The 14,358-nt window shown below is 72.3% G+C and carries 10 protein-coding genes; 7 read left to right on the top strand and 3 right to left on the bottom strand.

The annotated features are described in order from the left end of the window. Positions 1-51: 51 nt before the first annotated feature. The gene (locus ACGFZF_RS29345; RefSeq protein WP_393559326.1) at positions 52-1,092 is read left to right on the top strand and encodes an EamA family transporter; all 1,041 of its coding nucleotides are present in this window, start codon (positions 52-54) and stop codon (positions 1,090-1,092) included. After that, entirely contained in the window at positions 1,067-1,636 is a 570-nt protein-coding gene (locus ACGFZF_RS29340; protein WP_393559012.1) for an AAA family ATPase, read from the top strand. Before ACGFZF_RS29345 ends, ACGFZF_RS29340 begins: the two co-directional genes overlap by 26 nt. Before the next feature lie 122 nt (positions 1,637-1,758). On the opposite strand, the gene ACGFZF_RS29335 is transcribed toward ACGFZF_RS29340, so the two are convergent. After that, on the bottom strand, positions 1,759-2,850 hold the full coding sequence (locus ACGFZF_RS29335) for a LacI family DNA-binding transcriptional regulator (protein WP_393559010.1): 1,092 nt from the start codon (positions 2,848-2,850) through the stop codon (positions 1,759-1,761). Between the two features lie 135 nt (positions 2,851-2,985). Between ACGFZF_RS29335 and ACGFZF_RS29330 the strand changes: the two genes are divergently transcribed. The 3 genes from ACGFZF_RS29330 to ACGFZF_RS29320 are packed head-to-tail and all read left to right on the top strand — an operon-like array spanning position 2,986 to position 6,118. Beyond that, the gene (locus ACGFZF_RS29330; protein WP_393559008.1) at positions 2,986-4,137 is read left to right on the top strand and encodes a Gfo/Idh/MocA family protein; all 1,152 of its coding nucleotides are present in this window, start codon (positions 2,986-2,988) and stop codon (positions 4,135-4,137) included. Then, entirely contained in the window at positions 4,134-5,303 is a 1,170-nt protein-coding gene (locus ACGFZF_RS29325) for a dihydrodipicolinate synthase family protein (protein WP_393559006.1), read from the top strand. Before ACGFZF_RS29330 ends, ACGFZF_RS29325 begins: the two co-directional genes overlap by 4 nt. Positions 5,304-5,332: 29 nt before the next feature. Beyond that, the gene (locus ACGFZF_RS29320; protein ID WP_393559324.1) at positions 5,333-6,118 is read left to right on the top strand and encodes a sugar phosphate isomerase/epimerase family protein; all 786 of its coding nucleotides are present in this window, start codon (positions 5,333-5,335) and stop codon (positions 6,116-6,118) included. Between the two features lie 55 nt (positions 6,119-6,173). On the opposite strand, the gene ACGFZF_RS29315 is transcribed toward ACGFZF_RS29320, so the two are convergent. Next, complete coding sequence (locus tag ACGFZF_RS29315; RefSeq protein WP_393559004.1) at positions 6,174-7,577, bottom strand: hypothetical protein; 1,404 nt, start codon at positions 7,575-7,577, stop codon at positions 6,174-6,176. A 258-nt stretch (positions 7,578-7,835) separates the two neighbouring features. Between ACGFZF_RS29315 and ACGFZF_RS29310 the strand changes: the two genes are divergently transcribed. Continuing rightward, the gene (locus tag ACGFZF_RS29310; protein ID WP_393559002.1) at positions 7,836-10,055 is read left to right on the top strand and encodes an ATP-dependent RecD-like DNA helicase; all 2,220 of its coding nucleotides are present in this window, start codon (positions 7,836-7,838) and stop codon (positions 10,053-10,055) included. 227 nt (positions 10,056-10,282) lie between these two features. Continuing rightward, the gene (locus ACGFZF_RS29305) at positions 10,283-11,572 is read left to right on the top strand and encodes a citrate synthase (RefSeq protein ID WP_147978078.1); all 1,290 of its coding nucleotides are present in this window, start codon (positions 10,283-10,285) and stop codon (positions 11,570-11,572) included. A gap of 409 nt (positions 11,573-11,981) precedes the next feature. Here the strand turns inward: ACGFZF_RS29305 and ACGFZF_RS29300 are convergent, their stop codons facing one another. Next, on the bottom strand, positions 11,982-14,243 hold the full coding sequence (locus ACGFZF_RS29300) for a heavy metal translocating P-type ATPase (protein ID WP_393559000.1): 2,262 nt from the start codon (positions 14,241-14,243) through the stop codon (positions 11,982-11,984). Positions 14,244-14,358: the final 115 nt, after the last annotated feature.

The following is a 14,358-nucleotide window of genomic DNA, read 5'->3' as shown; positions in this document are numbered from 1 at the left end:
AAAGGAATCCGTGCTGGTGCTACACGGTCGGGAGCGGCGATGCTCGACCGCATGCGCCCCGCCCACATCGCCCTCGCCGCGCTCGTCGCCGCCGTCTGGGGTGTCAACTTCGTCGTCGTCGAGATCGGCCTCGGCCACTTCCCCCCGCTGCTCTTCTCGGCCCTCCGGTTCCTCGTCGCCGCGCTGCCCGCCGTCTTCCTGGTCGGCCGCCCCAAGGTGGCCTGGAAGTGGATCGTGGGCGTCGGACTCGTCCTCGGCGTGGCCAAGTTCGGCCTGCTCTTCACCGGCATGGACCTGGGCGCCCCGGCCGGGCTCTCCTCGCTGGTCCTCCAGATCCAGGCGGTGTTCACGGCCCTCTTCGCCTTCGTCGCGCTCGGCGAGCGGCCGGGGCGGGCGAAGCTCCTCGGCATGGCGGTCGCGCTGGCGGGCATCGGCGTGGCCGCGGTCGACGAGGGCGCCTCGGGACCGCTCGCCGGCTTCGCGCTCTGCGTCGCCGCGGCGGCCTGCTGGGGCGTCTCCAACGTGCTCACCCGCAAGGCCGCCCCGCCCGACGCCCTCAACTTCATGGTCTGGGTCAGCACCGTTCCCGTCCTGCCGCTGCTCGTCCTCTCCCTCGTCCTGGAGGGGAAGGAACGGGACCTCGCGGCGCTGCGCGGCCTGGACTGGGCCGGGGCCGGCGTCGTCCTCTACGTCGCCTGGGTCACCACGATCTTCGGCTTCGGTGCGTGGGGATGGCTGCTCCGGCGGCACCCGGCGTCGTCGGTCGCGCCCTTCTCCCTGCTCGTGCCGGTCTTCGGGATGTCCTCGGCAGCCCTCTTCCTGGGCGAGGGCGTCAGCCCGCTGCGCTGGTGCGCCGCGGCGCTGCTCGTCGGGGGAGTGGCGCTGACGTCGCTCTCGCCCGCCGAGTCGGCCCCGGCCCCGTCCGCCACCGTGGCGGCGACGTCGTCCCCCGTCGTGCCGGCGGCCGACTCCGGTGCCGGGCCGCTTCCTTCCGGAGCGGCGGCGGGGGAGGACCCTGCCGAGGCGCCCAGGGGCCTCGACCAAGATCCGGATATCGTCCTGTCCCATGGAACTCGTGCCGATCGACCGTGAGCCCGCGCCCGCGACCGTCCTCCTCAGCGGCATCCCGGGCAGCGGCAAGTCGACCGTGGCCGCGGCCCTCGCCGCGCGCTTCGGGCGGTCCGCGCACATCGAGGTCGACGGACTCCAGGACCTCATCGTCCGGGGCTGCCACTGGCCGACCCCGGACGGCGACCCGGAGGCCGACCGCCAGATCTTCCTGCGCGCCCGCAACGCCTGCCTGCTCGCGGACAGTTTCACCACGGCCGGCTTCCTGCCGGTGATCGACGACGTGGTCGTCCGCCGCAGCCACCTGGACTTCTACCGCGCCACGCTGCGGCACCGTCCCTTCCACGTCGTCTTCCTGGCCCCGGGCCCGGCGACGGCGTGGGAGCGCAACAACGCGCGCGACAAGCGCCTGACGACCGATTGGGCGCCGCTGGACGAGGTGATGCGGGCTGACCTCTCGGGCGACGGCGTCTGGATCGACAGCGCCCGGCAGTCGGTGGAGGAGACCGTCGACGCGGTCCTGGCGGCGACGGGGCTGACGCCCGGGGTCCCGACCGCGCGGCACTGAGCCGGCAGGGGGCCCGTACCCGTACGCAGGGAGGCGCCCGTACCCGTACGCAGGCCGGCACCGCGCCGCGACCGGCCACCGCCGGCCGTCGGCCCTCCGCTCCCGCCGAGTCTCCGCCCCCGTCAGGCCGTCGGCCCCCGGCCCGCCCGTTCCCGCGCGCCCGTCGCCGGCGGCGCCGTCGAGTCACGCACCATCAGCTCGCCCGGCACCGTCGCGATGCCGCCCGCCGGGGGCTCCTCCGTGCCCATCGCCAGGCGGCCCGCCCGGGCCCCCGCCTCGTGGAGCGGCAGCCGTACGGTCGTCAGCGCCGGCACCGCGTCGACCGAGAACGGGAGGTCGTCGAAACCGGCCACCGAGACGTCCCCCGGAATGCTCAGACCGCGGTCCCGCAGGGCCGCGCACGCACCCAGCGCCACCGTGTCGTTCGCCGCCACGATCGCCGTCAGCGACCCGTCCCTGCGCAGGAGTTCGAGCGTCGCGTCGTAGCCGGCGCGGCGGTCGTACGGGCCGTGCACCGTCAGCTCCTCCTGGCCGCCCGCCAGACCCGCCGCGGCCATCGCGTCCCGGTGGCCCTCCAGCCGGTGCCGGGTCGTCGTCCGGTTCGCGGGCCCCGCCACGTAGCCGATCCGCCGGTGTCCGAGGGACAGCAGGTGCTCGGTCAGCCGCCGCGCCCCCGCCCGGTTGTCGAAGGTGAGCGCCGCCAGGCCGGCGTCCCCCGCCACCGGCGGCCGCCCGCACAGCACGATCCGGGTCCCCGCGTCCGCGAGCCGTGCCAGCTTGGCGGCCGTCGCCGCCAGGTGATCGGGGTCCTCCAGGGAACCGCCGGTCAGGATGACCGCCGCGGCCCGCTGGCGCTGGAGCAGGGTCAGATAGGTGAGCTCGCGTTCCGGGGAGCCGCCGGTGTTGCAGACCACGGCGAGCTTCTCGCCGCCCGCCCGCCCCGACGCGCCCTCGCCGATGGCGCTCTGCGCCGCCCCCGCCATGATCCCGAAGAACGGGTCGGCGATGTCGTTGACCAGGATGCCGACCAGGTCCGAGGTGGCGGCGGCGAGTGAACTCGCCGGTCCGTTCAGGACGTAGTCCAGCTCGTCCACGGCTCGCAGCACCCGCTCCCGGGTCGACGCGGCGACCGGGTAGTTGCCGTTCAGGACACGGGAGACGGTGGCCGGGGACACCCGCGCCCGCGCAGCCACATCCGCCAGCGTGACGGTCATCGCGTTCCTCCGAGGTGACGGGGGCCGACCCCTTGTCCGGCGTGTTGTCGGCAGGCTAGCGTCATTGCCAGTAGAAAGCGCTTTCTATCGGCAGTACGGACAGCGCTGATCCGTCGTGGGTGGAGGGAAGACTTCGTGACACGCAGGACAGTCCGGATCGCCATGAACGGCGTCACCGGACGGATGGGACACCGCCAGCACCTCGTCCGCTCGATCCTCGCCCTGCGCGAGCAGGGCGGACTCGACCTCGGCAACGGCGAGACCCTCTGGCCGGAGCCCGTCCTGGTCGGCCGCCGCGAGCACGCCCTGCGCACGCTCGCCGAGCGGCACGGCCTGACCGAGTGGTCCACCGACCTCGACGCCGTGCTCGCGGACGAGACCGTCGACGTCTACTTCGACGCCCAGGTCACCTCCGCCCGCGTCGAGGCGATACGCAAGGCGATCGCGGCCGGCAAGCACATCTACACCGAGAAGCCCACGGCCGCCGACCTGGCGGGCGCGCTGGACCTGGCCCGTCTCGCGCAGGCGGCCGGCGTCCGGCACGGCGTCGTCCAGGACAAGCTCTTCCTGCCCGGCCTGCTCAAGCTGAAGCGCCTCGTCGACGGCGGGTTCTTCGGCGAGATCCTGTCCGTCCGCGGGGAGTTCGGCTACTGGGTCTTCGAGGGCGACTGGCAGGACGCCCAGCGGCCGAGCTGGAACTACCGGGCCGAGGACGGCGGCGGCATCGTCGTCGACATGTTCCCGCACTGGGAGTACGTGCTCCACGAGCTGTTCGGCCGGGTCACCTCCGTCGCCGCGCACGTCGCCACCCACGTTCCGCGGCGCTGGGACGAGCAGGGCAAGCCGTACGAGGCGACCGCCGACGACGCGGCCTACGGGATCTTCGAGCTGGAGGGCGGGGCGGTCGCCCAGATCAACTCCTCCTGGACGGTGCGCGTCCACCGTGACGAGCTGGTCGAGTTCCAGGTCGACGGCACCCACGGCTCCGCCGTCGCCGGCCTGCGCGGCTGCCGGGTCCAGCACCGCTCGGCCACCCCCAAGCCGGTCTGGAACCCGGACATCCCGGCCGGCGAGTCCTTCCGCGACCAGTGGCAGGAGGTCCCGGACAACACCGGGTTCGACAACGGCTTCAAGGCGCAGTGGGAGCTGTTCCTGCGGCACGTGGTGCTCGGCGAGGAGTACCACTGGGACCTGCTGGCCGGTGCGCGCGGGGTGCAGCTCGCCGAGCTGGGCCTGCGGTCGGCCGCCGAGGGCCGCCGCCTCGACGTGCCCGAGGTCGCGCTGTGATCCGCCTGCCCCAGGCCGGTGGAGGGGTCCGGGAGTACAGCCCGCGTCCCGCCGCCGCCCGCCCTGCCGCGGGTGGCGCCCTGGCCTCCCGCACGGTCTTCTCCGCCGCACACGTGGTCGCCGACCCGTACGCCGACACCACCCCCGACGGGCCCGCCGCCGTGGACTGGGACGCCACCCTCGCCTTCCGCCGCCACCTCTGGTCCCACGGCCTCGGCGTCGCCGAGGCGATGGACACCGCCCAGCGCGGCATGGGCCTGGACTGGGCCGGCGCGGCGGAACTGATCCGGCGCTCGGCGGCCGAGGCGAAGGCGGTCGGCGGCCGGATCGCCTGCGGGGTCGGCACGGACCAGCTCGCCGCCGGCGGCCTGCCCGCCGGTCCCGCCGGCCTCGCGGCCGTCCGGTCTGCGTACGAGGAGCAGCTCGCCCTCGTCGAGGAGACCGGCTCGCAGGCCGTCCTCATGGCCTCTCGTGCCCTGGCGGCCACGGCCCGGAGTGCCGAGGACTACCTCGACACCTACACACGGCTGCTCCGGCAGTCTGCCGAGCCGGTGATCCTGCACTGGCTCGGGCCGATGTTCGACCCGGCGCTCGACAGATACTGGGGCTCGGCCGATCTCGACACCGCGACCGAGACCTTCCTGGAGGTCGTCAAGGCCCACCCCGACAAGGTCGACGGCATCAAGGTCTCCCTCCTCGACGCCCGGCGCGAGATCGACCTGCGCCGCCGCCTGCCGGAGGGCGTCCGCTGCTACACGGGCGACGACTTCCACTACCCGGAGCTGATCGCCGGCGACGAGGCGGGCTTCAGTCACGCGCTGCTCGGCATCTTCGACCCGCTCGGCCCGCTCGCGGCCGAGGCGGTCCGGGTCCTCGACACCGGCGACGTGCGGGGGTTCCGGGAACTCCTGAACCCGACGGTGGAGTTGTCGCGGCACCTGTTCCGGGCGCCGACCCGCTTCTACAAGACGGGCGTGGTCCTCCTCGCCTGGCTGGCCGGTCACCAGGACCATTTCGCGATGGTCGGCGGCCTCCAGTCGGCCCGGTCGCTCCCGCACCTGGCGACGGCGTACGAACTGGCCGACGGACTCGGTCTGTTCCCCGATCCCGAGCGGGCGGAGGCCCGGATGGCGTCCCTGCTCACGGTGTACGGAGTACCGCGGTGAACGACCTCTCCCGTTTCGGGATCAACCAGATGACGGTGAAGCAGCTCGCCCTGCCCGAACTGGTCGAGCACTGCGTACGGCTGGGGATCCCGGGCGTCGGACTGTGGCGCGAGCCGGTCCGGTCGTACGGGGTCGAGGCCGCCGCCGCACTGCTGCGGGACGCCGGGCTCGGCGTCACCACCCTGTGCCGGGGCGGATTCTTCACCACGGCCGGTGACCTGGACGACAACCGCGCCGCGATCGACGAGGCGGCGGCGCTCGGCACGGACACCCTGGTGCTGGTCTCCGGCGGTCTCGCACCCGGGGGCCGCGACCTGGCGGACGCCCGGTCCCGCATCACCGAGGCGATCGCGGAGCTCGCCCCGTACGCGGGGGAGCGGGGTGTCCGCCTGGCCATCGAGGCGCTGCACCCGATGTACGCCTCCGACCGCTGCGCGGTGTCCACGCTTGACCAGGCGCTGGAGATCGCGGAGCACTTCCCCGCGACGCAGGTCGGCGTCGTCGTCGACACGTACCACGTGTGGTGGGACGACCGGGCTCCGGCGGCGGTGGAGCGGGCGGGCCGGGCGGGCCGCATCCACTCCTTCCAGCTCGCCGACTGGACCACCCCGCTGCCGGCCGGAGTGCTCAACGGTCGCGGCCAGTTGGGCGACGGCGTGATCGATCTCGGCCGCTGGTGCGCGCTGCTGGACGCGGCCGGTTACCGGGGTCCGATCGAGGTCGAGCTCTTCAACGAGGAGCTCTGGGCACGGGACGGCGTCGAGGTCCTGGAGGAAACGGTCGCGCGCTTCCGCGCGCACGCGGTCCGGGGCTGAGGGGGGCGAAGACAGGGCCGCCCGGTCGCGCACACGGCCGGGCGGCCCGGCCCGTCTACGGCACCTTGGCGTCGGCCAGCCGGAGGCCGGCCTTCTGCGTGCAGTCGCGGAACTCGTACCACGGCGCCGTGCCCGTCCAGCGGAGGAAGCCCGAAGCGCCGGTCCCCGTCGTCATGTTGGCGAAGCGGCAGCCGTCGTAGAGCAGCTTGCCCGCCGTCGTCGCGTTGGCGGCCTCCACCGTGTGGGAGCCGAGCAGCGCGCAGTCCTGGTAGCGGATCATCGGCCCGCGCGAGGGGTTGACGGCGTCGAAGCGGTACACGTGGGGGACGCCGTCCGTGGCCCACGCCTTGTACGCCCGGGCGGTGTCGTCGCAGGAGACGAAGGTGATGGTGCCCTTGTACCAGGAGGAGTCGATCACCTTGTGTCCCGGGCCCCGCACCTCGAAGCGGATGCCCTGCGCGTACAGGCGCATGACCGAGTCGGAGCGCGGCGGGTTGGCGTTCAGCTTGAAGAAGGTGCCCGTGGAGCCGTCGTCGGTCAGGATGTAGGAGCCGCCGATGAAGTTCATCGACCCGCCGTGCTCGTTGCGCACGAAGATCCCCGACTGGAACTCCACCTTGCAGTCGCGGAACCAGAAGTTGAGGAACTGGTCCTGCTGCTGCTCGGCCGGCTCGGTGCCCATGACCAGGAACGCGTCGGCGTAGGAACCGCCCACCTGGCAGTGGTCCCAGCCCATCTCGCTGTTGAGGTTGGACCGGGCCCCCGTCGGGCCGTCGAGGACGATGCCGGCCTTCCAGGTGCCGCGCCACTCGACGTCGGTGTACCAGGTGTCCTGCACGCCGAACGTGGCCGAGGAGTAGGAACGGCAGAACGTCGCCGTCGCGTCCTTGCTCTCGAAGGTCAGACCGCTGATCCGGATGTTCTTGTAGCGGTCCATGTTCTGCCAGAGCACGGTGTCGCGGACCGTCGGCGCGTACACGATGTGGGAGACGCGCTTGCCGAAACCGCTGATCGAGATGCCGTTGACGACGCTCTGGCTCTGCGGGTCGGTGTTCTGCGTCGGCGGCAGCAGGTCGGGCTCGGTGAGCAGGTAGGTGCCCGGCGGGAGCAGCAGCACCTTCCGGGGCGTGACGCCGGTCTCGGGGGCACCGCCGAGCACCTCGGCCACGGCGGCCTTGAACGCGGTGTCGCTCGGCGTGGCGCCCGTGGGGTCGGCGCCCTTGGCGACGACGTCGACCACGTACGACCCCGCCCCGGCCTCCACGGCGGCGGGGACGGCGGCCGCGCTGCGGGTGCCGAGCGCGAGTCCGCCGACCACGGCGCCCGCCCCGGTCAGTCCGGCGAGCAGGGCCCGGCGGCCCGGGCGGCCGCCCGGCTCGGGGCCGCTCCCGGGCTCGGCGGCCCGTGCGGCCGGCAGGGAACCCGTCGCCGGTATGCGGTCTGCGGACTGTGAGGACATCGCCAACCCCCGTTGTGGAGAACGTCTCTTCAGCCGCGATCCATCGAAGATCACGACAAGGCGTGATCTTCCGTCATGTCCTGACCCCGCGCAAGGCGCGGTTCACCGTCGCCCGCGGCAGCCCCGTCCGCCGCGCGACGGCGTCCGCCGCCGGCGGCACGATCGGCAAGGCACCCCCAGGGGCCGGTCCGGCGGGTCGGCACGTCGAGTTCCCCGGCTGCCCGGCGGGCTGTCGTACCCCTTCGCTACCGTCGGTGCATGTCCAATCTGGCGGTGCTCGAAGGGGTCCTGGAGCGGATCACCTATGCCAACGAGGAGAACGGCTACACCGTCGCCCGGGTCGACACCGGCCGCGGCGGCGGCGACCTCCTCACGGTGGTCGGTTCGCTGCTCGGGGCCCAGCCGGGCGAGTCGCTCCGCATGGAGGGGCGTTGGGGCTCCCACCCGCAGTTCGGGAAGCAGTTCCTCGTCGAGAACTACACGACGGTCCTGCCGGCCACCATCCAGGGCATCCGCCGCTACCTCGGCTCGGGACTCATCAAGGGCATCGGGCCCCGGATCGCCGAACGGATCGTCGAGCACTTCGGCACCGACACGCTCGACGTCATCGAGCGGGAGCCGAAGCGGCTGGTCGAGGTGCCGGGGCTCGGGCCCAAGCGCACCCGGCTGATCGGCGCGGCCTGGGAGGAGCAGAAGGCGATCAAGGAGGTGATGGTCTTCCTCCAGGGGGTCGGCGTGTCCACCTCGATCGCCGTGCGGATCTACAAGAAGTACGCCGACGCCTCGATCTCCGTCGTCCGGAACCAGCCCTACCGCCTGGCCGCCGACGTCTGGGGCATCGGCTTCCTCACCGCCGACCGGATCGCCCAGGCCGTCGGCATCCCGCACGACAGCCCCGACCGGGTCAAGGCGGGCCTGCAGTACGCCCTGTCGCAGTCCACCGACCAGGGGCACTGCTTCCTGCCCGAGGAGCAGCTCATCGCCGACGCGGTGAAGCTGCTCCAGGTCGACACCGGGCTGGTCATCGAGTGCCTCGCCGAGCTCGCCGAGGACCCCGAGGGGGTCGTCCGGGAGTCCGTCCCGGGACCCGAGGGGCAACCGGTCACGGCCGTCTACCTGATCCCGTTCCACCGGGCGGAGATCTCGCTCGCAGCCCAGCTCACCCGGTTGCTGCGGACCGAGGAGGACCGGATGCCGGCCTTCCGGGACGTCGCCTGGGACCGGGCGCTCGCCTGGCTCGCGACGCGCACGGGGGCTTCCCTCGCGCCCGAGCAGGAGCAGGCCGTCCGGCTCGCGCTGACCCGGAAGGTCGCCGTGCTGACCGGCGGGCCGGGGTGCGGGAAGTCCTTCACGGTCCGCTCGATCGTGGAACTGGCCCGCGCCAAGAAGGCCAAGGTGGTGCTCGCCGCGCCCACCGGGCGGGCCGCCAAGCGGCTCGCGGAGCTGACCGGCGCCGAGGCGTCCACGGTCCACCGGCTCCTGGAGCTCAAGCCCGGCGGGGACGCGGCCTACGACCGCGACCGGCCGCTGGACGCCGACCTGGTCGTGGTGGACGAGGCGTCCATGCTCGATCTGCTCCTGGCCAACAAGCTGGTCAAGGCGGTGGCGCCAGGCGCCCACCTGCTGCTCGTCGGGGACGTGGACCAGCTGCCCTCGGTCGGCGCGGGCGAGGTCCTGGGCGATCTGCTGGCCCCGGACAGCCCCGTGCCGGCCGTCCGGCTCACCCGGATCTTCCGGCAGGCCCAGGAGTCCGGGGTCGTCACCAACGCCCACCGGATCAACGCCGGCGTGCCGCCGGTCACCACCGGCCTGACGGACTTCTTCCACTTCGTCGAGGACGAGACCGAGGACGCCGCCCGGGTGGCCGTCGAGGTCGCCTCCCGGCGCATCCCCGCGAAGTTCGGTCTCGACCCGCGCCGGGACATCCAGGTCCTCGCCCCGATGCACCGGGGACCGGCGGGCGCGGGATCGCTCAACGGGCTCCTCCAGCAGGCCATCACCCCCGCCCGCCCCGGCCTGCCGGAGAAGCGCTTCGGCGGCCGGGTCTTCCGGGTCGGCGACAAGGTCACCCAGATCCGCAACAACTACGAGAAGGGCGCCAACGGTGTCTTCAACGGCACGGTGGGCGTCGTGACCTCGCTCGACGTCGACGAGCAGCGGCTGACCGTGCGCACCGACGAGGACGAGGAGGTGCCGTACGACTTCGACGAGCTGGACGAGCTGGCCCATGCCTACGCTGTCACCATCCACCGCTCGCAGGGCAGCGAGTATCCGGCGGTCGTGATCCCTGTCACCAACAGTGCCTGGATGATGCTCCAGCGCAATCTGCTCTACACGGCGGTCACGCGGGCCCGGAAGCTGGTGGTCCTGGTCGGCTCCCGCAAGGCCATCGGCCAGGCCGTCCGTACGGTTTCCGCAGGTCGGCGCTGTACCGCGCTGGCCCACCGGCTCGCCGGCGTCGCATCCGCCCGACCGTGACGCCGACGGGGCGGGTTCCCCGGGGCCGTCGGCGTCATGATCACGCGAACGGCCACCCCGGACTTCCGGAAGCGGGGCGAAGGGGGCAAGATGAGCAGGTTGGCGGCACTGAGTGCCGCCAAATGGCCCAATGATCGACCCCGAGTGCACTCTCCTGAGCCAAATGGGGGATGGTAGAGACAGTCAGGGCACCTCGAAGAAGAGGCACTACGTCGGTGAGGGATGACGTGAGCGACAACTCTGTAGTACTGCGGTACGCGGACGGTGAATACACCTACCCGGTGGTCGAGAGCACCGTCGGCGACAAGGGCTTCGACATCGGGAAGCTCCGAGCCCAGACCGGTCTGGTCACCCTGGACAGCGGATACGGCAACACCGCCGCCTATAAATCCGCGATCACCTACCTCGACGGTGAGCAGGGCATTCTGCGGTACCGCGGCTACCCCATCGAGCAGCTGGCCGAGCGCTCCACCTTCCTCGAGGTGGCGTACCTGCTGATCAACGGTGAGCTTCCCAAGGTCGACGAGCTCTCGACCTTCAAGAACGAGATCACCCAGCACACGCTGCTGCACGAGGACGTCAAGCGGTTCTTCGACGGCTTCCCGCGTGACGCCCACCCGATGGCGATGCTGTCCTCGGTGGTCTCGGCGCTGTCCACCTTCTACCAGGACAGCCACAACCCGTTCGACGAGACGCAGCGTCACCTCTCCACGATCCGGCTGCTGGCCAAGCTGCCGACGATCGCGGCGTACGCCTACAAGAAGTCGATCGGCCACCCCTTCGTCTACCCGCGCAACGACCTCGGGTACGTCGAGAACTTCCTGCGCATGACCTTCTCGGTCCCGGCCCAGGAGTACGAGCTGGACCCGGTCGTGGTCTCCGCGCTCGACAAGCTGCTGATCCTGCACGCGGACCACGAGCAGAACTGTTCGACCTCCACCGTGCGTCTGGTCGGCTCCTCGCAGGCGAACATGTTCGCCTCGATCTCCGCCGGCATCTCGGCCCTGTGGGGCCCGCTGCACGGTGGCGCCAACCAGTCGGTGCTGGAGATGCTCGAGGGCATCCAGGCCAACGGCGGCGACGTCGACTCCTTCATCAACAAGGTGAAGAACAAGGAGGACGGCGTCCGCCTGATGGGCTTCGGCCACCGGGTGTACAAGTCCTTCGACCCGCGCGCCAAGATCATCAAGGCCGCGGCGCACGACGTCCTCTCCGCGCTCGGCAAGTCCGACGAGCTGCTGGACATCGCGCTCAAGCTGGAGGAGCACGCGCTCTCCGACGACTACTTCGTCTCGCGCAACCTCTACCCGAACGTGGACTTCTACACGGGTCTCATCTACCGCGCGATGGGCTTCCCGACCGAGATGTTCACCGTGCTCTTCGCGCTCGGCCGTCTCCCCGGCTGGATCGCCCAGTGGCACGAGATGATCAAGGAGCCGGGTTCCCGCATCGGCCGCCCGCGCCAGATCTACACCGGCGAGGTCCTGCGCGACTTCGTCCCCGTCGAGGGCCGCTGAAGGTCCCGTACTCCCGCAGGCGCCGCCGGGTGAGACCCGTCGGCGCTCGGGAGCCGCAGAACGAAAAGCGCCCCGCCGCCGATCCCCCCACGGGTCGGCGCGCGGGGCGCTTTCCATATCCCCGGTGCGGATTCCCCCCACGGGATCCGGGCCGGGCGCCTGCCGGTGTCAGCAGAGGCTTCGTGCTGCGCGGTCTGCCGGGGTACGTACGGGAGGGCCGCTCAAAGCTCCCCGAGCACGTGCCCCGGCCAACGCTTGCCTGAGACGTCCCCCAAGACATCTCATGAACGTCCCCCAAGACGTTCTTGGCATCGCCCACTTAGACTCGCGAACAGCCCGAATGGTTACCCCCAAATATCTGTGATCTAGGTCTCTTTGTGAAGGTCCTGTGCGTCACGTGTAGGTGAATTCACGTGAACCGCCGGAGGCGCAGGCTGTTTGTCACGACAAAGACGGACGAAAAGGCCATCGCCAGGCCCGCGATCAGGGGATTGAGCAGACCGGCAGCCGCCAGCGGAATCGCCGCGACGTTGTAGCCGAACGCCCATACGAGGTTTCCCTTGATCGTCGCCAGCGTCCGGCGGGAGAGCCGGATGGCGTCCGCCGCGACCCTCAGGTCGCCGCGCACCAGCGTCAGGTCGCTCGCCTCGATCGCCGCGTCCGTGCCCGTACCCATGGCCAGGCCCAGGTCGGCCGTGGCGAGCGCCGCCGCGTCGTTGACGCCGTCCCCCACCATCGCGACCGTACGGCCCTCCGCCTGGAGGCGCCGGACCGCGGCGACCTTGTCCTCGGGCAGCACCTCGGCGAGGACCCGGTCCGCGTCGATGCCCACCTCCGCCGCCACCCGCTCGGCCACGGACCGGACGTCGCCGGTCAGCAGGACCGGTGTGAGCCCCAGGGCGCGCAGCCGTGCGACCGCCTCCGCGCTGCCGTCCTTGACCGTGTCCCCGACCGTGAGCGTGCCCCGGGCCCGCCCGTCCCACGCGACGTGCACCGCCCCGGGCGGGAGCGCCCCGGGCACCTCGATCCCCTCCGCCCGCAGCAGGGCGGCCCGTCCGACCACGACCAGGTGGCCGTCGACCGAGCCGCGCACCCCGAGGCCGGGCACGTTCTCGAAGGACTTCGGCACGGGGAGCTCGCCCACGGACGACCCCAGCCGCTCGGCGGCACCGGCGGCGACCGCGCGGGCGACCGGATGCTCCGAGGCGTGCTCCACGGCGCCGGCGAGGCGCAGCAGCTCGGCCTCGTCGACGCCCTCGTGGGCGGTCACCTCGCCCAGCGTCATCCGGCCGGTGGTGACGGTGCCGGTCTTGTCCAGGACGACCGTGTCGACGCGGTGGGTGGACTCCAGGACCTCGGGGCCCTTGATGAGGATGCCGAGCTGGGCGCCGCGGCCGGTGCCGACCATGAGGGCGGTCGGTGTGGCGAGTCCGAGGGCGCAGGGGCAGGCGATGATCAGGACGGCGACGGCCGCGGTGAACGCGGCCGTCACGTCGTCGGTCACGAGCAGCCACGTCACCAGGGTGCCGAGCGCCAGCAGCAGGACGACGGGGACGAAGACGGCCGAGATCCGGTCGGCGAGGCGCTGGGCCTCCGCCTTGCCGTTCTGGGCGTCCTCGACGAGCTCGGCCATCCGGGCCAGCTGGGTGTCGGCCCCGATCCGGGTGGCCTCCACGACCAGACGGCCGGAGGTGTTGACGCATCCGCCGGTGACCGGGTCGCCGGCCGTGACGTCGACCGGGACGGACTCGCCGGTGAGCAGCGACGCGTCCACGGCCGAGGCGCCGTCGGTGACGGTGCCGTCCGTGGCGATCTTCTCGCCGGGCCGTACGACGAAACGGTCGCCGATCCGCAGCGCTGCCACCGGGATCCGGACCTCGCCGCCCGCCCGCAGGACGGCCACGTCCTTCGCGCCCAGCTCCATCAGTGCCCGCAGCGCCGCGCCGGCCCTGCGCTTGGCGCGCGCCTCCAGGTAGCGGCCGAGGAGGATGAAGGTGGTGACCCCGGCCGCCACCTCCAGGTACAGGGCGGAGGACGCGTCGGCGCGATCGGCGGTGAGGTCGAAGCCGTGGCGCATGCCGGGCATGCCGGCGTCGCCGAGGAACAGCGCCCAGAGGGACCAGCCGAAGGCGGCCAGGGTGCCGACCGAGACGAGCGTGTCCATCGTGGCGGCGCCGTGCCGCAGGTTCGTCCAGGCGGCGCGGTGGAAGGGGAGCGCGCCCCAGACGACGACCGGGGCGGCGAGGGTCAGGGAGAGCCACTGCCAGTTGTCGAACTGCAGGGCCGGCACCATCGCCAGCAGGACGACCGGCGCGGACAGCACGGCGGAGACCGTCAGCCGCAGGCGCAGCGCGGCGAGCGCGGGATCGTCGCCGGCCGCATCGGAGGGCCCGTCGGGCCCCTCCCCGGAGCGCTCGGGCTCCGGTTCGGGCTCCGGAGGCGGGGGCGGCTCCTCGGCCGTGTACCCGGTCTTCACGACCGTCGCGATCAGATCGCCGACCCCGGTTCCCTCCGGGTACGTGATCCTCGCCTTCTCGGTCGCGTAGTTGACGGTCGCGGTGACGCCGTCCATGCGGTTGAGCTTCTTCTCGACGCGGGCCGCGCAGGAGGCGCAGGTCATCCCGCCGATGGTCAGCTCCGTGGTGAGCACGGAGGTGGTGCTGGAGGTCATGTGCGCGTCCAAAGGGAGCAGGGCCGTACCGGTGTAACGGTACGACCCTGCCGGGCTATGCCGGGACGCGTCCCCTGCCGGGCGGCCGGGCGCCCTGGGGGCCCGGGTGCCGGTG

The organism is Streptomyces sp. NPDC048338 (assembly GCF_043201055.1).
Lineage (GTDB): Bacteria > Actinomycetota > Actinomycetes > Streptomycetales > Streptomycetaceae > Streptomyces.
This window is presented reverse-complemented; position numbering and strand designations above follow the sequence as displayed.

What these genes read in the sequence shown, in the direction of transcription:
- ACGFZF_RS29345 (WP_393559326.1), top strand. Translation starts at nt 52, where the DNA reads ATGCGCCCCGCCCACATCGCCCTCGCCGCGCTCGTCGCCGCCGTCTGG.
- ACGFZF_RS29320 (WP_393559324.1), top strand. Translation starts at nt 5,333, where the DNA reads ATGACGGTGAAGCAGCTCGCCCTGCCCGAACTGGTCGAGCACTGCGTA.
- ACGFZF_RS29335 (WP_393559010.1), bottom strand. Translation starts at nt 2,850, where the DNA reads ATGACCGTCACGCTGGCGGATGTGGCTGCGCGGGCGCGGGTGTCCCCG.
- ACGFZF_RS29340 (WP_393559012.1), top strand. Translation starts at nt 1,067, where the DNA reads ATGGAACTCGTGCCGATCGACCGTGAGCCCGCGCCCGCGACCGTCCTC.
- ACGFZF_RS29300 (WP_393559000.1), bottom strand. Translation starts at nt 14,243, where the DNA reads ATGACCTCCAGCACCACCTCCGTGCTCACCACGGAGCTGACCATCGGC.
- ACGFZF_RS29315 (WP_393559004.1), bottom strand. Translation starts at nt 7,577, where the DNA reads ATGTCCTCACAGTCCGCAGACCGCATACCGGCGACGGGTTCCCTGCCG.
- ACGFZF_RS29310 (WP_393559002.1), top strand. Translation starts at nt 7,836, where the DNA reads ATGTCCAATCTGGCGGTGCTCGAAGGGGTCCTGGAGCGGATCACCTAT.